The sequence below is a fragment of the Rheinheimera sp. genome (assembly GCF_036568245.1).
Lineage (GTDB): Bacteria > Pseudomonadota > Gammaproteobacteria > Enterobacterales > Alteromonadaceae > Alishewanella.
Genome location: NZ_DATCSY010000161.1, coordinates 1 through 18,679, shown reverse-complemented (window position 1 = coordinate 18,679; position 18,679 = coordinate 1). Strand labels below are relative to the sequence as shown.

Genomic DNA, 18,679 nt, shown 5'->3' with positions numbered 1-18,679 from the left:
CCCGGAACAGTATGTACTCTTTATCCTGTAAATCTTTATTCAGCACCGGCAGTCCTTAACTATCAGTCAGCATGCAACCATTTTTGTACCGACTCCGCCAGCTCGTCAGGGTTAAACTTGGCAATAAAATCATCTGCACCGACTTTTTGCACCATTTGCTGGTTAAACACCCCGCTTAACGATGTATGCAGGATCACGTGCAAACGCTTCAGCCTAGCATCCTGTTTAATCTCAGCGGTCAGGGTATAACCATCTATCTCGGGCATTTCGATATCTGAGATCAGTAAACCAACCTTTTCAGTAACAGATTCAGTGCAGTCTTTTGCCACCTGCTGCAGGTAAGTCAATGCTTCGCGGCCGTTGTTCACCAGGTGCATCCGCACGCCCAGTCCCTCCAGTGCCCTTTTTACCTGATTGCGCGCAACAGCGGAATCGTCGGCAATAAGGATTAGCCTGTCGCCCAAATCAGCAGTAATACTCTGCGTGTCCAGTGTCGTCGATATTGCTGTAGGTGATGGTGAAATCTCTTCCAGAATTTTCTCGACATCCAGAATTTCTACCAGTTCTTTATCAATCTCGGTTACTGCTGTCAGGTAGCTCTGCTTGCCGGTTGTGCCCTTGGGCGGCGGCATAATAGCTTCCCAGTTAATATTAATAATACGCTCGACCGAATTAACCAGGAAACCCTGCACAGAGCGGTTGTACTCGGCAATAATGATAAAACAGTCTTTGGTGTTATCGATCGCTTTACCACCAATTGCCAGACTTAAATCAATGACGGAGATAGTCTGGCCACGGATATGGGCAATACCGCGCACATACTTATTACGCTTAGGAATAGCGGTGAGCGGCGGACACTGCAGCACCTCACGCACTTTGAACACATTGATGCCGTAGCGCTGGCGGCCTACCAGCTTAAACAACAATAACTCCAGCCGGTTCTGCCCGACTAACTGCGTACGCTGGTTTACTGAGTCTAAAATACCGGCCATCTGCCGCTCCTCTGTAATACTATCAGGATCAATTCTTGCTTAACCCCTTATCAAATCAGGTTAAGGCGGTTAGCGTCAAAGTACCGTCATATGTTATAACCCCTAGCCAGTAAAGCATAGCCGAAACCTTATGAAAAAGTACGAAAATTTATTTAAACAGGCACTTAGTTCATTACTGCTGATAGCGTTCAGTTCAGCCGCTATGCAAGAGTTGGTTTACACCCCGGCCGAACTTACCGATGCTGCCGAGCAGTGGCTGACACAGCAGATAGCAGCAGAAAATGCTACCGCAACACAAATCAATGTTAACCCGTTGGACAATCGTATTGGCAGTAAAAGCTGTTCCCAGACGCTGGAATTCAGCCTGTCGCAACCGATGACACAGCGCCAGAATACCATTCAGATACGCTGCAATGCGCAAAGCGGCTGGCAGCTCTATGTACCGGTAAGAATTGATGAGATTGTGCGGGCGGTAATCTTGCAGCAAAATATTGCTTCAGGCAGCCTGATAACGGCCGATATGTTAACCACAGCAGAGCGTGAACGGCGCTTTATCCGCGGCAGTCTGGTGGAAAATGCGGCTAGTGTTATTGGTGCCCGTACCAAAAGAGCCTTGTCGATGGGACAAATTTTAACCTTGCAGGATCTTTGCCTTGTCTGCAAAGGAGATGTTGTTACAATATCAGTCAGTGACAATGGTCTTAGCGTTGCTGCAACCGGCGTAGCGCAGTCTGATGGTAGCCTAGGAGATACTATCAGTGTGATGAATCAGCAATCTAAACGCGCGATAAGCGCTGAAGTGATCGCTGTCAATCATGTCAGAGTAAAATTTTAAAAAATTTACTAAAGTTTTGCTGTTTAACGCCGTTAACCTGAACATAAGGAACTGTATTAAGGTGATGAGGTCCGAGCATGGCTATTAATATCAATAACTTGCAAAATACAACGCAAGTAAAAAACGACAAAGTTGAACAAAATGTTCAGCGTCAGCAAGCTGCTGTGCAACAAAATGCCACGCAGGTTGCTAACCAGAAACAGGATTCAGTCTCGATCACGCCGCAGGCACAGCAGTTTTCTAAGCTGACTGAAAAAGCCTCAAACAGTAGCGGTATTGATCAGGAAAAGGTCGACAAGATCAAGCAGGCGATCAGTGAAGGTAAATACAAAATTAACGTTGAACAACTGGCACGTCGTATCGTGCAGTTTGAAAGCGAGCTGTTCGGTAAAAAATGACCACAGCCGCTGACACCATCACCGCCTTATTAAACCAGCAACAACAGCATCTGGATGAGCTGCTGTTGCTGTTGCGGCAAGAACTTGCCGCCCTGTCCAACCGCGACATCAATGAGCTGGAACGTATCACCAGCGCTAAATCTGTTGTACTGCAACAACTGCAGCAAGCAGATCATCAGCTGGCGCAGGCTCCTGAGCTGGAAACCCTGAAACAGGAAGACTGGTTTAAACAGCTGGTTACTAACATCGACCAGCAATTAGAACAGTGCAAACGCCATAACGATATCAATCAGCAAACGCTGGAACAAAGCCAGCTGACACTAGCCCGCTTTAAAACTGAGCTGCTGGCCAGCAGAGGCAAATCAGGCCTGACCTATACCAATAAAGGTATGCCCACTGTAGACAATAAAGGCAAAGGCATTAAAGCTTAAGTATCAGATATTAATCTTAGTAATACCTGACGCTTTTAATGGTTTGTTGTGGCCGCGTATTCTGATACAGATAATAAACCTGCTCAAAATCAAGCTCCAGTTCGGTAACATACACATCATCAACAGCATAGGTTTTTACTACCCTGGCGCCGTTAATCACCCCTTTAACCGAAGCAGACAACTGCTCATTCGTCAGTACCATGTCCTGCAGCTGATTGTTGGCGTCAATTTTTTGGCCATATACCATTTCTGTCAGTTCTTTATAGGCGTCGAGCTTGGACGCTTTCATGGCCTGTAACATCTTTTGCTGCTTGTCATTACTCAGCTGTGCACTGATAGGCGCATAGCCCACAGCCCGCAGCAGCGGAAACGATTCCGGCTTTACCGCTGCATATTCTATATGCTTGTTATAAAGCGCAGAACACCCACTTAGCAGCACACTGCCAGCCAATGTAAGGCTTAACCACCGTTTCATATAACCTCCGTACCATTCACCCGTTTATGCCAAGGGTGCAACCTGCATGGGTATTTTGCCAGCAAAATCCGGGCCAGCATTCAGGCACGTATTTTGCTTTGTTGGTGTAAGCATTTACCGTGTGCCAAAAAAACGATGAAACGACACTTTATTATTATCAGTGCGCTAAGCGCAGCCCTACTAAGCTTACCCGGTCAGGCTACCTGGTATGAGGCTACCGGCCAGGCTTTTATAAGCCAGGGCAACGTCGAACAGGCCAGACAGCAAGCAATTGACGATGCGGTAAAACGTGCCGCCTTAGCCGCCGGCGCCAGTGTGCACAGTACGCAGGTAGTATTAAATGGCGTATTACAGCAAGAGCAGCTTGGCGTCAGTAGCCAGGGCGAGATAAAACAGCTGCAGCTTATCACTGAGCAGCAACAAGGCGATTTGATCACGGTAACGTTAAGGCTGGATATTGAAGCACAGGCCAGCAGCTGTGAAGGCAATATATACCGCAAACCGCTGCTACTGAGCCAGGTGCAGCTGCACGCCAGGCAAGATGCTATTTATGGCCAGTTATTTGAGCTCGGTGCCGATGTGACAAATCAGCTAAAGCTGCATATGCAGGATTACAGCCCGGCGGCACTGGTTAAACCTATGCAGCAAAGCGTGACGGCGCAGCAGTTGGTGTACCCGGATACCGATCGCATGTTCCGCCAGGGTAACCAGTACATACTGCTGGCGCAAATTAATGATTTATCATTGGGCCAAAGCACCAACCGCTTCTGGCAGCAGGCACAAAAAGAGCGTTTCTTCTCGCTGCAGGTAAGCCTGTACGACCTGTTTGAACAGCACCAGGTGTTTCAGCAGGAGTACCGCACCAGCGCCAGCTGGCCGTACGAAAGTAAAAGCACCCCGGCCAGCCACAGTCAGGCATTCTGGCAAATGCCGTACGGCCAGAAAATTGACCATCTGTTATCTGCCGTAGCAGAAGATGTGCAGCGCCAGTTACAGTGCGAGCCGTTACTCAGCAGCATACGCCAGGTAAAAGATAATCAGGTAATGCTGGAAATTGGCAAAATACACGGCTTGCAACCGGGCGACGAGTTACAGCTGTTTCAGCTGCAGCGTCACCCTACCAGCCCCGGTATCAAACGTTTGATTAAAGAAGCCGTCAGCCTGAAGGTAACTGACCTCAGCGAGCAGCACGCCTGGGCCAGCGGCAGCACTAAGCTGCTGCAACATATTCAGCAAGGCGATATTGTAAGTGTGCGGAAAATAGTCAGTTATTAAGGTTCAGGTTTCCAATCACTTACCGGTCTGTTAGAATTTCGCCGCGTTGCCCCATAGTTAAATGGATATAACGGCCCCCTCCTAAGGGGCAGTTACAGGTTCGATTCCTGTTGGGGCAGCCATTAGCCAGTTTAACTCCGTCTAAACTGGTCTGCCTCACAAAGAAAACCCCTTATATCAATTTTTATTAGTCTTAGCCTGTCTAGTCCGGTCTGGCGCATCCAATGTGTTTTGTTACCACAGCCTCAAATTCCCCTGCCACTGCAACTTTTACTCCCTCTTTAACGTATAACTAAGCGTATGAAATCACCTGGACTTTCCTGAAGAAGGGTAATTAGGGTACTAACAGAAATAGGGAGAAACCCGCGTGGCACGACCATTGTCAATTCAATTTGCATCTGAGTGCGCTTTTGCAGCCACTTCAGACTTGGTCGACTTGGTCGATCGCAGGTGTGCAACCAGCCTGGATTTAGGGGGCGGCCACATAGTGCCATTAGAAAAAACCACCTTTAATACACACCCTGAGGCATTGTTTGCACAAACGTTTCCTTTCTCTGGCAACAGTACCTGGTCAGCTAACGACCAGATGGGCTTCATTACCAAAGGCACCGGCAGCAGACGAGGTGAGGTGTTAATTACCTTTCGCGGCAGTACACGCTTAAAGGATGATTATCTGTATATCGATGGCGGATTCTTGCCAGGGACCAGCCCGAAAGGCTTTGCGGTGCATGGTGCATTTGCCAAAGTGTTCCAAAGTTGCTTGCCTGGTATTCGGGCTATATTAGGTGATATCGGTGAATATCACACGGTTCATTGTGTTGGGCACAGCATGGGTGGAGCATTGGCCACCTTATGTGCCGAACATTTCGTCAACTCTTACGTTACACCCTATTTATATACTTTTGGCGCCCCCCGGGTTGGTATGTTGCCGCACGCACTTTATATGCAAAAACATTTGGGAGAGCGTCTTAACCGTTACTATTATGCCGGTGACGTAGTGACCTGGTTGCCGATGCTGCCGTTTGTGCATATGACAGGCAAACGCCTGATTTCTCCCGATTCCTGGTCTGGCAGTCATATCGGTTACAGGGAGCCCAACGGATTGGTATTGGCCGACAGTAACAATGCACAAGTCAGAGCAGAATCCTGGGCACAGGCTGAGCAACTTATCTCACAAGGCATGAATGCCGGTGGCGGCTGTGGCATGGAGTCCAGACGCTGGCGGTATTTCACCCAGGCCTTCCATAAAATATTATATGTTGTAGGTGCTACGGTTGGGCTAATAGTGACCGCCCCCGGCACAGTGGTTGATCAGATAGTTTCCCTCATTTCCTGGGGGTGTACCCAAGATCCAAAAAGACGTCCACTAATAGTGCGCTGGCTGGTTGGCTCATTTCAGGCGCTGGGTAAAATCGTCACTGTCGGCAAAGACACCTTTGTTGCTATGTTACGCTACATTCTGGGCCTGATGTTAAGCCAGATAAAAACCAAAACCGAACGCGAATTATTCCAGGCAAGGCAACTTGAAGCGATTAACCAAAAACGCAAACAGGTTATCCGTTTTAACCGCTGATATACACACCGGGCAGCCAGATTAGGCTGGCCCGGTGTTGCCTTTTGGTTGACTATTCAGCCAGCCTGTAACTGAATTGGCCGTCTTCAACACCCACACTGATTGCAGTAATAGGCGTCCCCGCCAACATGCGATTGAGTATTTTGGTACTTAGCTCCGGCAATAGCGTGTTGGTTAAAATGGCATCAATCATACGTCCGCCACTTTCAAGCTCGGTACAACGGCTAACAACCACATCGACCACCGCATCAGAATAGTCAAACGCAATGCCCTGGCCATGCTCAATGCGCTGTTTTATGCGCTCAAGCTGCAAACGGGTAATCGAATTTAACATCTGATTTGACAGCGGATAATAAGGAATCGACACTATACGCCCAAGCAGCGCAGCCGGGAAAATCTGTAACTGTGGCTCACGCAGCGCTTTAACGATACTCTCCGGCTCAGGTAACAGCTCCGGGTCGTTACAGATGTTCATGATCAAATCGCTGCCCACATTTGAGGTCAGCAATATCAGCGTATTTTTAAAATCAATTAATCGCCCTTCGCCATCTTCCATTACACCTTTGTCAAATACCTGGAAGAAAATCTCATGCACATCCGGGTGGGCTTTTTCTACTTCATCCAGTAATACCACGGAATAAGGTTTGCGCCGTACTGCCTCAGTTAAAATACCGCCCTCTCCATAACCGACGTAGCCCGGCGGCGCGCCTTTAAGGGTTGATACGGTATGCGCTTCCTGAAACTCACTCATATTAATGGTGATCACATTTTGCTCGCCACCGTACAGTGCTTCGGCAAGGGTCAAAGCCGTTTCGGTTTTACCGGTGCCGGAAGGGCCACATAGCATAAACACCCCAATCGGTTTATTCGGGTTATCCAGCCCGGCACGCGAGGTTTGAATGCGTTTGGCGATCATCTCCATAGCATGATCCTGGCCGATGACACGCTCCTGCATAATTTCGGCTAACGACAAAATACGCTGTACTTCATCGCCGACCATTTTGCCGACGGGTATGCCCGTCCAATCAGCCACTACACTGGCAATGGCCTGCTCATCACAACTGGGCAGAATTAACGGTGACTCTTGCTGTAATGCGCTAAGCTGTGCCCGCAAATCAGCCAGTATGGCTTTTTCACTGGCTATTAATGCCGGCGTATCGGCTGCAGTTTGTTCCTCTGTTGCACTGTCTTTAGGGTTGACCAATTCACGTAAGCGTCGCTGGGTTGCCAATAGTTTTTCAACCAGTTGTGTTTCCGTTTGCCACCTTTCAGTTAATTGCGCAGCCAGGGTGTTTTCCTGCTCAATTTTCGCCTTAACCTGCTCAATCCGGGCATCATGTGCCACGCCCATCGCCGCTTCGTTGGCCAGCATTTTGGCTTCGGTAGTAAGGTTTTCAAGCCGCTGTTTGCAGTCTTCCAACGCAAAGGGCGTCGCATACTGGCTCACAGCCACCCGGGCTGCCGCCGTATCCAGCAAGCTTACCGCTTTATCCGGTAACTGGCGCGATGGAATATAGCGGTGGGATAATCTGACGGCGGCCTCAATAGCAGAATCACGTATTTCAACTTTGTGATGCTGCTCCAGCATGCCCGTGATATTACGCAGCATTAATATGGCTTTTTCTTCGCTTGGCTCTTCTACTTTGACCACCTGAAAACGACGGGTCAGCGCAGGGTCTTTTTCAATGTGTTTTTTATACTCAGCCCAGGTCGTTGCGCCAATGGTACGCAGCTCCCCCCGTGCCAGTGCGGGCTTAAGTAAGTTTGCCGCATCGCCGGTACCGGCAGCGCCACCGGCACCAACCAGCGTATGGGTTTCATCAATAAAGGTAATAATCGGCTGGGTTGAGCTTTTAACTTCTTCAATGACTTGCTTCAGGCGGTTTTCAAACTCGCCCTTCATGCTGGCGCCAGCCTGCAATAAACCTATATCCAGGCTTAACAGTTTGACGTTTTTAAGCGCCGGCGGCACATCACCTTTGACGATGCGATGAGCGAACCCCTCTACCACCGCAGTTTTACCTACCCCGGCCTCGCCGGTCAGGATCGGGTTGTTCTGACGACGACGCATTAAAATATCAATCAGCTGGCGGATTTCATCATCACGGCCGATAATCAGGTCCAGCTTACCGCTGCGCGCCTGTTCAGTCAGATCAACGGTAAATTGTGCCAACGCCGCCTGTTTACCGCCTGCGCCGGAAGCCATTGCCGCACTGGCCACGCCGGGTTCCGCGCCCATATTGCTACCATCATTGGCTGCCAGGCCATCCTCACTGGACCCGGCGACAATATCCTGTAAGTTTTCGCTAAATTCAGTCAGTTTAATTTTGCCAAATTCGTTTGATATCGCCAGTAAAGCGCTTTTCAGCTGGCGGGTTTGCAACATGCCCAATATTACATACGCCATGCGTACTTTACTGTCGCCATAAGCCAAAGAGCCATACACCCAGCCCCGCTCAATGGCATCTTCGATATGGCTCGATAAATCCGAAATCGAGGAGGCTCCGCGCGGTAAGGCTTCAAGACAGTTGGTGATGTCTTTGGCAAATACTGAAGGCTCAAACTCAAAGTGCTTGGCAATACGGTGTAAGTCAGAGTCAGGCAGCTGAAGAACCTGTTGAAACCAATGCACAATTTCAACATAAGGATTACCCTTTAATTTGCAGTAAACCGTTGCACTTTCCACGGCTTTAAACGCAAGCGGGTTAAGCTTGCCGAATAAATTGACTCGGCTAATTTCAGCCATGTTAGGATCCTTTTAGTTATTAAAATCAATATTGTTGTCGATAAGCAATATGCGCCGGGCTCGGGCTGTGCGTGTGCGTCCAGCTGTTAACCCCCAATGCACAGTTTCCCAGGGTGGCGCCTTGCTGTTGCTGTGCTGCCAGTTTGAGCTGGATGCTATAGCTGTATTCGCTGCCCACGATACTTGCCGTCAGTTGACGGATTTTTTGCAACTTTTGCCGGTTAGCCAGTAGCGCCATGTAATCGGCATAACACAGTGGGCCGACGGTGATGCCAAAATTAAAACTACGCTGAAAACTGGCGGCGCCAAGCAAGGCGCCCTGCCCCAAACAAGCGTGAGCTTGCCCAAGCCGGCTAACGTCCTGTTCAGGCAGGTCATACCATTGGCCTTCAAACTCGTGAATTTCTACCGGCTGTTGTAACAACACCGCCAGCGCCTGTTGCAACATGCCCGCGCTGCTGTGTTTCTGGCTGAGCAAGCCCGCCAGATATTGATTAAGATGATTCTGCTGAGCAGATTGATCGGAGTTAGCCGTCCCGCTAAACACAGCAACACGCTGCGCAAAATGATCGCCATGACGCTGGTCGCGCAGCGTGTCACTTTGACGATAAGCATGATCGTGGCTGACAGCAGGTTGTGCATCCGCCCAGGCCCGGTAAAACAGTGAAATAAAACGGTGATGGAAGATGTCACAAAACTCAGCCAGCGTTTTGTCCTGATAACGGTATTTACGCTCTATTGCGTATTCAGTCAGATGGTGCGGCAAGGCGCCATTTATGCCAAACAAGCCCCAATACACATTATTAAGTTTGTACTGCTGGCTTTGAGGTTGCTCAACCACTTCAGCAAACGCCGAGGCATGAAAATGCAACTGCGGAGATTGCCCTAACCGAAAGGCATCCTGCTGCAGAGAAATGGAGTAACCCAAACGCTCATGCAGTGGCGAATTGGCATCCAGATACCTTAATAACGCTTCAAAACCCTGCTCATGCAATGCAGCAGGGTTATGTGCCAGCGCGGTTAAATAGTGCTTCGAGAGCCGATTCTGATGGGCCATTGGTGGATCTCGCCGCGCTCAGATGAGCGTAATACAAATTTAGAAAACGAATTGGCACTGACGTATTGGGCAAAAAACCTGTCCAGTACCATGCCAAGTAAAAAGGCACTGCTACCCTCAAAGGCGGTTTCATCCACCGTCAGAGTAATTTCGACCCCCCGGCCAAAACAAATTGGCCCGGCAAACGGCAGTCGTGCCGATACCGCTTTGGTGGCAAAGCCAATCAAACCGTCGATCTGTTTGTTCTGCGAGTGATTGTGCTTATTAACCATCAGGCCCAGCAGCTTTTTCAGCGCAGCCAAAGCCGCGTTTTCATCACCGTCAAAGCCCAGAAAGTTCAACGACAGCAAATTAATCAGGTCCCAGCTGATATTGCCGCGATTCAGCGGCGGGGTCGGGCTGGTCGGCTCGCCCAAACAGCGCACTGCCGTGCAGGGCGCACCGGTATCAATGGTAAAATCGGTGCTGGTTTTGCCAAGTGGCATCATCAAAGGCAAATCACGGTTGCAGCACAGTGTTTCCACCGCCAGTTGGCGTAAATCGCCGGCATAAGGCGCGGCTTTGGGGTCAACTATCGTTAAGTAAACCTCTGAGCCAATGTAGCTGGAGCGATGTCCGAATTTGCGCTGATTTACACTCATCGCCCGGGTGCGACGGCTTTGGGTAAAATAGGCCTGATTGCGGTTCACACTGCTGGTAGATGGCGCGTATAACGGTGCCATCGGCTTAGCCTCGTCAATGGCACTGCCGTACGCGGTGACTTTTTCAATCGTACAGACTTCATAGTCAAGCGGTCGCAAGCGATCAGGGATCACCTGAAATTCATGGCTGGCGTGAGACAAATTGATCCGCTCAGCCCGTTTCGGAAACAAGTTTATCGCCGGCACACTGTGCAACGAGAAGTTACTCACACTCACCCGGTTATCCAGGCGGCGGTCATAGTGGTCCAGTAACAGCAATAACGTTACGCTCTGATGGTCGCAGCGGCTGATACTGGCTTGCAGGTTTTGTAGCGTAAAAAACAAAAAACGCTGCGGAAATGCAAACCACTCGCGTAATAAGCGAAAACCATCAAACTGACGCTGACAAAATGGCAGTAGCGCATGTTCGGGGCTAAATTCCGCCGACACTATCTGGCTTTCATCCTGTTGATTGCGCCAGACAGAATCGCCGCTTTTAACCATCATGCCCAGGTAACCTTTAAACAGCGCTTCGAGTAAATAAAACGGAAACGACTCGCTACCGCGGATATAAAAATTGAGGCTATCGAGGCTAAGATCAGATACTTTTGTATTGTCAGGTGTTTCAAGAGTAATTTTAATCGCACTTTTGGCCATTTTAAGCGGCCCGGCCAGCGCAGCGTCATCCCCGCCATACGCCAGCAAATCCTGCGAATGAACATATTCGGCCTGCGTCAGGGTTAACGGCCACAACGTCATCTCCCGCGACGTCCGGTATTCACAGGGGGTTTGCTCATCTTTGCCGAGCAAGCTAAATAACGACGTGTGTTTAGCGATATTAACGCCACCCAGCAAACTGCCCTCTTCATAATCGGGCTGAAATTGCGCCACCAGCATTGACGGCACAGGTTGTAAAAACGTCGGAAACAACAGCTCAAGCAAATGTTGGGTAAATTCAGGAAATGAGGCGTCGAGTTTGCGGTGCACCCGCGCCGATAAAAACGCAAAGCCCTCCAGCAAGCGCTCTACATAAGGGTCGGAGCAATCAAAACCGTCCAGCCCCAAACGGCCGGCAATTTTGGGGTACTCTTTGGCAAACTCAGCACCGGACTCACGAATAAACTTGAGTTCCTGGTTATAAAGTTCGAGAAATCTAGCATCCATTTCAGTTACCCATTTTATGCTTTAACGCCATTGCTTAACGGCAACATGACCATTGTCGATATCCACCTCGGTTTGCAAAAACAACTGCAATGGAATGGGTTGAGCCCACAGGTCGGCATTTATCTCGAAGCTAAGGGTATTGCCGCTCATTTCCTCACGTTGAAAAATGACTTTAACCAGTAAAGAAGAGGCAATGATCCGCGGTTCATATTGCTTAATGCATTTCACAATTTCGCGCTCTAACGCCAGGGTGTTAAGCGAAGACGCCACCAGGCCGGACAGATCGGGAATACCGAAATTCAGTGTCGAACTTTGCACTTCTTTGTAGGCTTTAAGATCCATGCTGGCCTCTGCGGCCACACTATTGAGTAACCACCCAAGATCACGCAGCACCAACTCTTTCAAGCGGGCAACAGAGATAACCCGCTTATCACGCTGTTCGCTTTTTTTGTCAGGTTCATCGTCGGTCAGGCGGTCAAGTAATGACAGCTGCAACCGTTCTTTTTGTGATAATTCAGGCATGGCAGTTAATCAAATTCGATAACCTGAATATTCAGCAGCGCAAATTCAGTCCCGTCACTGATCAACACCCGCTGCCCCTGGCCAAGATAAAAATCGGCACACGGCGACGACCAGTCACAAACTTTGGCTAACTTTTGCTCATCGGTTGTCGTGGCGGTAATGGGGTATCGAACCGGCATAAAAATAATAAACTGTGCGTTATTTTTTAATGTCAGCCTGGCGGGCCGCCACACAACATCGCGTAAATCTTCTACAGCTTCGAACTCAATTCGTTTGACGTCGCTATAGGGCAACTGAAAATAGCCGCCATTAAGCATGATCTCAAAACAAGGGCCAAAGCGCATATCACCGTCGGTTAGCCAGCTAAACGGTTTGCCATCAATGTTTCCTGTCACTTCAGGTGCCGCATCAACACCGGCGAAGGCTTCGGTTCTGGCCTGTTCAAATTGTTGTTGCTGACAATACTGCAGCACTTGAGAAAAACGATACATCCACGCCGGGCGTGCACCAAAACAGGGGCTTGGCGTATCCGCGTTTAATACGGCTTGCCGCTTCTGTTCACTGTCGATAAGCAACGAATAGGTATTCACCAAAGGCAGGTTAGCATCAGACATTTTGCGTAGCAGTTCCAGCTGCGACAGCGCGCGTGTCCAATCCTGTTCAACACAGGCCAGCTGAAACAAAAACACGCGTAAATCCATATTGGTAGGCGATTGTTTGATTTGTGCAAATAGCTGCGCCTTGCACGCATCTAACTCACCCTGATGAAGCAATGCTTCCGCTGACATAGATTGGCCCTTCGGGGTTACGGTATTCTGATAAACAACAAAACAGCGATGCTGCCGCCACAGGCGACAGCATCAATGTTGTTATTTCTTGGTGTTTTCTGGAATGTTGAACGCAAAATCAACTGCAGCCGCGCCAGAGCCATCATCATTTTGCGGTACGTAAGACACTTTGATTTCAGCAAAATTAAGCGTTAATTGCTCAGTCAGCAGGTCTTCACCACCCGAGCCACCGGTTGAATATGAGCTGACGATCAGATCTTTCATATCAATCTTGATGTACTCCAGAGGCTTACCGCCAGCCTTACGCACGATCAGTTGCGCTTTGACAATATGCTCACCTGTAGCCACGTATTCCATCAATGTTGCCGACGCTTTATCAACATATTTGGTGATACTGATGTCCTGGAAGCTGGCCTTACCGGCACCGCCGCCACTGGACAAATGTGTGCTACCAGACTGGCTCAGACCCCAGCTCCAAGCCAGCACATGAATACTGTCTTTGTGTACTTTATCTTTAGACTCACCTTTGATTTTTTCTAACTTTAAAAACATATCTACAGCCATGATTACTCTCCTTTAAGGTTTGATGGCATACGGACTTTTAATTCTGCTCTGGGCAAAAATTACCCCTGACCGGCAGGCAGCTTGGAGACTAATCTCAACGAGGCTGTCAAACCTTCCAACTGGTAATGCGGTTTCAAGAAAAATTTGGCGCTGTAATAACCCGGGCTGCCTTCCACTTCTTCAACGGTTACCGCTGCATCCGCTAACGGTTTACGGGCTTTGGTTTCTTCACTTGAAGTGGTAGGGGCACCATCAACATAATTGTTGATCCAGCCTTGCAGCCACTTTTGCATGTCGGTTTGCGAACTGAATGACCCCACTTTGTCGCGCACAATGCATTTCAGGTAATGAGCAAAACGGGTAGTTGCGAACAGATACGGTAGCCTGGCAGCCAGTGCAGCGTTGGCAGTCGCATCAGGGTTATCGTATTCCGCCGGCTTTTGCAGCGTTTGCGCACCGATAAAGGCAGCCATGTCGCTGTTTTTACGGTGGATCAGCGGCATGATGCCGCAGGCAGATAGTTCGGCTTCACGGCGGTCACTGATGGCAACTTCCGTCGGACACTTCATGTCGACACCGCCATCATCGCTTGGGAATGTATGTACCGGCAGGCCTTGCACAGCCCCGCCCGATTCGATACCGCGAATGCGCGAGCACCAGCCGTATTCTTTAAAGGAACGGTTGATATTCACCGCCAGCGAATAGGCCGCATTAGTCCACGCATAATTAGCACCGTCACTGCCGCTGACATTTTCGTCAAAGGCGAAGCTTTCTACCGGATTGTCTTTACCATAAGGTAAACGCGACAACACGCGAGGCATGGTTAATGAAATATACTTAGCATCTTCGGTCTCACGCAGTGAGCGGAATGATGCATATTCTGGTGTAGAGAAAACCTTGGTTAAATCGCGCGGATTCGTCAGCTCGTTCCAGCTATCCATTTGCAGCAAACTGGGGGCCGCCGCGGTCAGGAAAGGCGAATGTGATGCGGCACAAATTTTCGACATGCTGGATAACAGCGCAACATCACCAGGGCTGTTATCAAAATAATAATCCCCAACGATTGAGCCAAAAGGTTCACCACCGAACTGGCCATATTCTTCTTCGTAGAACTTCTTGAAAATGGGGCTTTGATCCCAGGCAGTACCGGCGAATTTCTTCAGGTTCTTACCCAGTTCTTTTTTCGAAATGTTAAATACTTTAATCTTCAGGTATTCGTCAGACTCGGTGTTATTCACCAGATAATGCAAACCACGCCAGGTACCTTCCAGCATCTGGAAATCTTCATGATGCAAAATGGCATTGATTTGCTCGGTCAGTTTTTTATCGATTTCAGCCACTATGGCTTCAATCGAATGCACGGTGTCTTCAGAAATGCTGCTGATATTTTGCAGCGCATACCCGGCCAGCGTTGAAACGGCCTTTTCAACCTCGTTCCTGGCGCGATCTGATTTGGGTTTAAACTCTTTTTGCAATAACGCCGCAAAAGAATCCGAGTCCAGGGTTTGAACACCGGCTTCGGCGGCTACATTAAGTTCTTGCTCAGCCATGATTATTCGTCCTTCGTGCTGTCAGTTGCGTCATCTTGCGGTTTGGCGCTGGCACTGAGGGTTTCCAGCAGCGCCGGATCGGCAAGCACTTTGGCAATCAGTTGTTCTGCCCCTTCTTTGCCATCCATATAAGTCACCAGATTGGCCAGCTGGGTACGGGCTTCCAGCAGCTGCTTTAAGCCTTCTGTCTTTTTGGCGATAGCTTCAGGAGAGAAGTCGTCGATGCTTTCGAAGGTCATTTCAATTGGCAGATTACCTTCACCGGTTAAGGTGTTTGGCACAGAGAACTGCACTCGCGGTTTGGCGGCTTTTAATCTGTCATCAAAATTATCGACATCGATTTCCAGTGCTTTGCGCTCTGAAATAGACGGCAAGGGTTCAGCCGGATTACCGGTCAAATCGGCCATTACGCCCATTACAAAAGGGATCTGCACCTTTTTCTCGGCACCGTAAAGCTCAACGTCATACTCAATCTGTACTCTGGGCGCTCTGTTGCGCGCTATAAACTTTTGACCGCTGGACATGTATTCTCCTGTTTTCAATAATTTGCTTTGTAAACCCAATCGCCGGGCGCTGCTGTTAACGTTTGGCGTCACACTAAGCGTTTAATGCAAATGCTCTCACCATGAATCATCCGAGCCTGACGGCTCAGCTGGCGAAGCTCCTTCGCTTGTTCCGCCTAATTGGTACAGCGCAGGCAGTGCATCGGGATAAATATCTTTAATAATTTCAAAGAAATCCTTGTTCACCAGTTTCAATGCACGGCCAATCAGCATCGGCAGCGGGCTTGACGGCTCATATCTGGCGTAGTACTCGTTTATCGCGCGCAGGCAGCGTTCAACATCCGCGCGGTTCGCGATAGCCCCGGTGGCTACTTTTACTGCCGTAACCTCAGCCTGAACCTGACTGGCAGAGTGTTCAGCCTGGCCGCTGTGCTGGTTCGCTGCTGAGGCAGATTTTTCATCCGAGTCAGCGAGGCCATCGTCTTGTGAGCCAAGCCCGGCATACTGTTCCAGCACTTTGCCAATCTGCGTTAACAGATCAGCAAGTTGTGCAAAATTCACCGTATACTGATGTCCGGCCTGTGCAATTAGACAGCTATTGATACTCGTCAAACTTGTTAAGCTGTACGCGACAGCCTCGTATAAAAGTTGCAGTTGCCCGGAATTATTTTCGGTAAAGATGGCTCTGATTTGGCTTTCGCTTAATGCGTTATCACTATCTGCAGAGAGGCTTAATGCATTCAGCGATACCTGACCAACGCCGCGCGCGCTGGCCAGTGGCAAGGCTTTGAGCGTCTTACTGATAAAGGCGTCATTCAGATAGGCCAGTGCCGTTACCCGCTCAAGCGGGTCGCCATCGTCTTCATCCAGCGGCGGATACAGCGCTTGCCAGTGGTGTTCAAACAAAAATGCCAGGCCTTGCAGGCAAGCGGCAAACTCCGTTAAGCCATCGGTGTTCACCACCGCTTGCGCCAGCACACAAATCAGTTTGATGTCTTTAGTTTGTTCGAGATAAGCCAGCGCCTGCTTTTTCACCACCCGCCAGTCAGGCGGTTCAGCAGGAAACGTATTTTCACCGTCGTAACGCTCTGGCGTGCCTTGCGCCATAAAAAAGAAATTCTGGAATTCGGCATCATCTTCCAGGTTTTGCCCGCATACCGCGTCGTCTGCCAAAGGCTCAGAAATTAATTGTTGGTAATCCATTCATCACACCTAACCGGGGCCGCCCGGCCCATGTAACTGCCTTTCACATTAAAACTGCAGGCAACCGCAGCATTAAATAAAAGCGCTTATTTGAAGCTAGTTACGCAGCTGGATGAGAATAAGTTGCAGCAAGTCAGAACATGCAATGCAAAGATAAGCTGTTGTATCCGTTGCGAGTGTGAGTTGAGGCAGTGCCCGGCTGTTCGACTGCCCGCTGCAACTAATCTATCAGTGGCTGCGTAAGTCGCTATACCGAACGTGGTTGAAGGTAGTTTGTACCGGGTATCTGTACCTTGTTAACAGCCCCCTGCCGACGTGTCCGTATCAGCGATGCAGTTAAGGATTACCCATGCCCATTACCATTTCAGTCAGAGAATTTAAGAAGAAAACATCAACCACATTCGATGCACGTCCAACTTCACTAAGATGTATTGATGGCTGCCTCAAAAATTACCATGAGCAGGTTTCACTCAACGCCCCACACAGTGAAATAGCGCGACGCGAAGTATCGGTATTGTTAATGTTTATTCAAGATTGGACGGCGGGAAAAGCAACTGTGACAATAAATGGCCAATTGCGCTACAAAGCCTATCGTGACCGCCATGGCATGATAAGTGAGTTGGAACGTCAGGCTACCCAAACCGAACAGGAAATAGAGCGGGTGCATCAGGGAATTACTGATCATTTGAATGTCAATCTCGGCCGGCGTCATTTGAATAACTTCGCCCCCGCACCAGCTGCACCACCTGCACCGCCGCGTCATGACCGCCTGCCATTTACCTATTTTGGCGACAAACCACCACTACCGCCGCGCCGTGGAGCACAGGTACCTGTACGCCACTCCGTAGCAGGCACTGAGGAAATATTAGACCAACGTGCGTCTTTTGGTGCAATAGAAGCAAATACGGAAAATATGGGGCGAGCTAACCGGGCATTGCAGGAACACCACGCTTACAAAAATGCAGCACATATGTTAACACTTGTCACCAGACGCCAAACGACGTGGACACAAGTTCAAAACAGTGCCAACGTACCTAAAGCACTGACAGGTGGCACACTCACCATGGCAAGTCTGTTTTCTGCTATGAACAGTTTGGTACAAGGAACTGGCAAGCATATATATTACGAGCGTCACTGCACTCAGCAACAGTATTTTGCCAATATCCTGGATAATTCCAGCGACCAAAATCCGGTGTTATTTGCCGTAACCGACAATGCCAATGGCCAAAGTAAAGTAGTGATATGCCGCGGTAAACATTACTACTGGGATGGCCTGCGACAAATACCCCGATATTCCATGATTGATACCTCTATTGGCTTTGGGGTGGCTGTTGTAACCATGGATGATCAGGGTGATATGGTTGTCGAATCTAATGGGCAGGTCGCAAATTACATCGCAGCCCGGGATTTGGGCTTTATCAAAATGAAAATTAGTCCCTAATTTAACGGCTAGCCAGAACTCATATACAGCCCGGGGCTGCTGATGGCAACGTTGTTTGCGCACCGCGGCTTTGTTTAGCTGCAACTTATTCCGCGTTTATCGCGTAGGTAGGCATAACAAAGAATTGAGGAAGTTGCATGCCAATTACCATCTCCGTAAATGAATTTAAGAAGAAGACGTCAACGACCTTTGGATCACGCTCCTATTTAGAAGCTGTAGATTCTCGTCTTGAAGCTTATCATCAGTGTGTAGCGCGAAATACTCCACATAGCGAACAAGTCGGGGGGCTTTTATACGGCATGCTGGATTTTATTCAAGCGTGGGCTCAAGGCAAAGCAGTGGTTTATGTGAATGGCAAATTTCGCTACAAAGCTTATCGTGACCGTTACGGCTATATTAGTGAATTAGAGCGCCAGGTAAAACAAACAATAAACGAGCTGAATAGAGTCCACACAGACATACAAAACAATCTCGCAGCCAAC

Annotated in this window: 18 protein-coding genes and 1 tRNA gene; 8 read left to right on the top strand and 11 right to left on the bottom strand. The window is 49.2% G+C overall.

Features of this window, described 5'->3' with window-relative positions:
* Positions 1–62: 62 nt before the first annotated feature.
* Complete coding sequence (locus VIN66_RS06975) at positions 63–992, bottom strand: chemotaxis protein (protein ID WP_331923304.1); 930 nt, start codon at positions 990–992, stop codon at positions 63–65.
* A 130-nt stretch (positions 993–1,122) separates the two neighbouring features.
* Here VIN66_RS06975 and flgA point away from each other — a divergent pair, with 130 nt between their 5' ends.
* From flgA to flgN, 3 genes are all read left to right on the top strand, one after another.
* Positions 1,123–1,827, top strand: coding sequence for a flagellar basal body P-ring formation chaperone FlgA (flgA, locus tag VIN66_RS06970; RefSeq protein WP_331923303.1), 705 nt, complete (start codon positions 1,123–1,125; stop codon positions 1,825–1,827).
* Between the two features lie 77 nt (positions 1,828–1,904).
* Entirely contained in the window at positions 1,905–2,225 is a 321-nt protein-coding gene (flgM, locus tag VIN66_RS06965; RefSeq protein ID WP_331923302.1) for a flagellar biosynthesis anti-sigma factor FlgM, read from the top strand.
* A complete protein-coding gene (gene flgN, locus VIN66_RS06960) occupies positions 2,222–2,656 on the top strand; it encodes a flagellar export chaperone FlgN (protein ID WP_331923301.1) in 435 nt (144 codons plus the stop codon). Before flgM ends, flgN begins: the two co-directional genes overlap by 4 nt.
* Positions 2,657–2,672: 16 nt before the next feature.
* Here the strand turns inward: flgN and VIN66_RS06955 are convergent, their stop codons facing one another.
* Positions 2,673–3,131, bottom strand: coding sequence for an LPP20 family lipoprotein (locus tag VIN66_RS06955; protein WP_331923300.1), 459 nt, complete (start codon positions 3,129–3,131; stop codon positions 2,673–2,675).
* Between the two features lie 135 nt (positions 3,132–3,266).
* Between VIN66_RS06955 and VIN66_RS06950 the strand changes: the two genes are divergently transcribed.
* From VIN66_RS06950 to VIN66_RS06940, 3 genes are all read left to right on the top strand, one after another.
* Positions 3,267–4,406 (top strand): flagellar assembly protein T N-terminal domain-containing protein, encoded by a 1,140-nt coding sequence (locus VIN66_RS06950; RefSeq protein ID WP_331923299.1) that lies wholly within the window; start codon positions 3,267–3,269, stop codon positions 4,404–4,406.
* Positions 4,407–4,453: 47 nt separating this feature from the next.
* Positions 4,454–4,528, top strand: a tRNA-Arg gene (locus VIN66_RS06945).
* A gap of 245 nt (positions 4,529–4,773) precedes the next feature.
* A complete protein-coding gene (locus VIN66_RS06940; RefSeq protein ID WP_331923298.1) occupies positions 4,774–5,979 on the top strand; it encodes a lipase family protein in 1,206 nt (401 codons plus the stop codon).
* Positions 5,980–6,031: 52 nt separating this feature from the next.
* On the opposite strand, the gene tssH is transcribed toward VIN66_RS06940, so the two are convergent.
* From tssH to tssA, 9 genes are all read right to left on the bottom strand, one after another.
* A complete protein-coding gene (gene tssH / locus VIN66_RS06935; RefSeq protein WP_331923297.1) occupies positions 6,032–8,725 on the bottom strand; it encodes a type VI secretion system ATPase TssH in 2,694 nt (897 codons plus the stop codon).
* Between the two features lie 25 nt (positions 8,726–8,750).
* Positions 8,751–9,782 carry a type VI secretion system baseplate subunit TssG gene (tssG, locus tag VIN66_RS06930; protein ID WP_331923296.1) on the bottom strand — a complete coding sequence of 344 codons (1,032 nt, stop codon included), beginning with the start codon at positions 9,780–9,782 and terminating at the stop codon, positions 8,751–8,753.
* The gene (tssF, locus tag VIN66_RS06925) at positions 9,746–11,626 is read right to left on the bottom strand and encodes a type VI secretion system baseplate subunit TssF (RefSeq protein WP_331923295.1); all 1,881 of its coding nucleotides are present in this window, start codon (positions 11,624–11,626) and stop codon (positions 9,746–9,748) included. Before tssF ends, tssG begins: the two co-directional genes overlap by 37 nt.
* Before the next feature lie 21 nt (positions 11,627–11,647).
* Positions 11,648–12,148, bottom strand: coding sequence for a type VI secretion system baseplate subunit TssE (gene tssE / locus VIN66_RS06920; protein WP_273024129.1), 501 nt, complete (start codon positions 12,146–12,148; stop codon positions 11,648–11,650).
* Between the two features lie 5 nt (positions 12,149–12,153).
* Entirely contained in the window at positions 12,154–12,936 is a 783-nt protein-coding gene (locus VIN66_RS06915; protein ID WP_331923294.1) for a type VI secretion system accessory protein TagJ, read from the bottom strand.
* A gap of 81 nt (positions 12,937–13,017) precedes the next feature.
* Entirely contained in the window at positions 13,018–13,500 is a 483-nt protein-coding gene (locus VIN66_RS06910) for an Hcp family type VI secretion system effector (protein WP_273024131.1), read from the bottom strand.
* Between the two features lie 59 nt (positions 13,501–13,559).
* Positions 13,560–15,050 carry a type VI secretion system contractile sheath large subunit gene (gene tssC, locus VIN66_RS06905; protein ID WP_331923293.1) on the bottom strand — a complete coding sequence of 497 codons (1,491 nt, stop codon included), beginning with the start codon at positions 15,048–15,050 and terminating at the stop codon, positions 13,560–13,562.
* Between the two features lie 2 nt (positions 15,051–15,052).
* A complete protein-coding gene (tssB, locus tag VIN66_RS06900; protein WP_331923292.1) occupies positions 15,053–15,574 on the bottom strand; it encodes a type VI secretion system contractile sheath small subunit in 522 nt (173 codons plus the stop codon).
* A gap of 96 nt (positions 15,575–15,670) precedes the next feature.
* On the bottom strand, positions 15,671–16,756 hold the full coding sequence (gene tssA, locus VIN66_RS06895) for a type VI secretion system protein TssA (RefSeq protein ID WP_331923291.1): 1,086 nt from the start codon (positions 16,754–16,756) through the stop codon (positions 15,671–15,673).
* Between the two features lie 349 nt (positions 16,757–17,105).
* Here tssA and VIN66_RS06890 point away from each other — a divergent pair, with 349 nt between their 5' ends.
* Together VIN66_RS06890 and VIN66_RS06885 are read left to right on the top strand one after the other, a co-directional pair.
* On the top strand, positions 17,106–18,197 hold the full coding sequence (locus VIN66_RS06890; protein WP_331923290.1) for a hypothetical protein: 1,092 nt from the start codon (positions 17,106–17,108) through the stop codon (positions 18,195–18,197).
* A 137-nt stretch (positions 18,198–18,334) separates the two neighbouring features.
* Positions 18,335–18,679: hypothetical protein (locus VIN66_RS06885; protein ID WP_331923289.1), on the top strand; the 345-nt coding region annotated here is incomplete at its 3' end.

Bases quoted from the DNA above. Each gene is read 5' to 3' on its own strand.
- VIN66_RS06975 (WP_331923304.1), bottom strand. From the start codon at position 992: ATGGCCGGTATTTTAGACTCAGTAAACCAGCGTACGCAGTTAGTCGGG.
- flgA (WP_331923303.1), top strand. From the start codon at position 1,123: ATGAAAAAGTACGAAAATTTATTTAAACAGGCACTTAGTTCATTACTG.
- flgM (WP_331923302.1), top strand. From the start codon at position 1,905: ATGGCTATTAATATCAATAACTTGCAAAATACAACGCAAGTAAAAAAC.
- flgN (WP_331923301.1), top strand. From the start codon at position 2,222: ATGACCACAGCCGCTGACACCATCACCGCCTTATTAAACCAGCAACAA.
- VIN66_RS06955 (WP_331923300.1), bottom strand. From the start codon at position 3,131: ATGAAACGGTGGTTAAGCCTTACATTGGCTGGCAGTGTGCTGCTAAGT.
- VIN66_RS06950 (WP_331923299.1), top strand. From the start codon at position 3,267: ATGAAACGACACTTTATTATTATCAGTGCGCTAAGCGCAGCCCTACTA.
- tssH (WP_331923297.1), bottom strand. From the start codon at position 8,725: ATGGCTGAAATTAGCCGAGTCAATTTATTCGGCAAGCTTAACCCGCTT.
- tssG (WP_331923296.1), bottom strand. From the start codon at position 9,782: ATGGCCCATCAGAATCGGCTCTCGAAGCACTATTTAACCGCGCTGGCA.
- tssF (WP_331923295.1), bottom strand. From the start codon at position 11,626: ATGGATGCTAGATTTCTCGAACTTTATAACCAGGAACTCAAGTTTATT.
- tssE (WP_273024129.1), bottom strand. From the start codon at position 12,148: ATGCCTGAATTATCACAAAAAGAACGGTTGCAGCTGTCATTACTTGAC.
- VIN66_RS06915 (WP_331923294.1), bottom strand. From the start codon at position 12,936: ATGTCAGCGGAAGCATTGCTTCATCAGGGTGAGTTAGATGCGTGCAAG.
- VIN66_RS06910 (WP_273024131.1), bottom strand. From the start codon at position 13,500: ATGGCTGTAGATATGTTTTTAAAGTTAGAAAAAATCAAAGGTGAGTCT.
- tssC (WP_331923293.1), bottom strand. From the start codon at position 15,050: ATGGCTGAGCAAGAACTTAATGTAGCCGCCGAAGCCGGTGTTCAAACC.
- tssB (WP_331923292.1), bottom strand. From the start codon at position 15,574: ATGTCCAGCGGTCAAAAGTTTATAGCGCGCAACAGAGCGCCCAGAGTA.
- tssA (WP_331923291.1), bottom strand. From the start codon at position 16,756: ATGGATTACCAACAATTAATTTCTGAGCCTTTGGCAGACGACGCGGTA.
- VIN66_RS06890 (WP_331923290.1), top strand. From the start codon at position 17,106: ATGCCCATTACCATTTCAGTCAGAGAATTTAAGAAGAAAACATCAACC.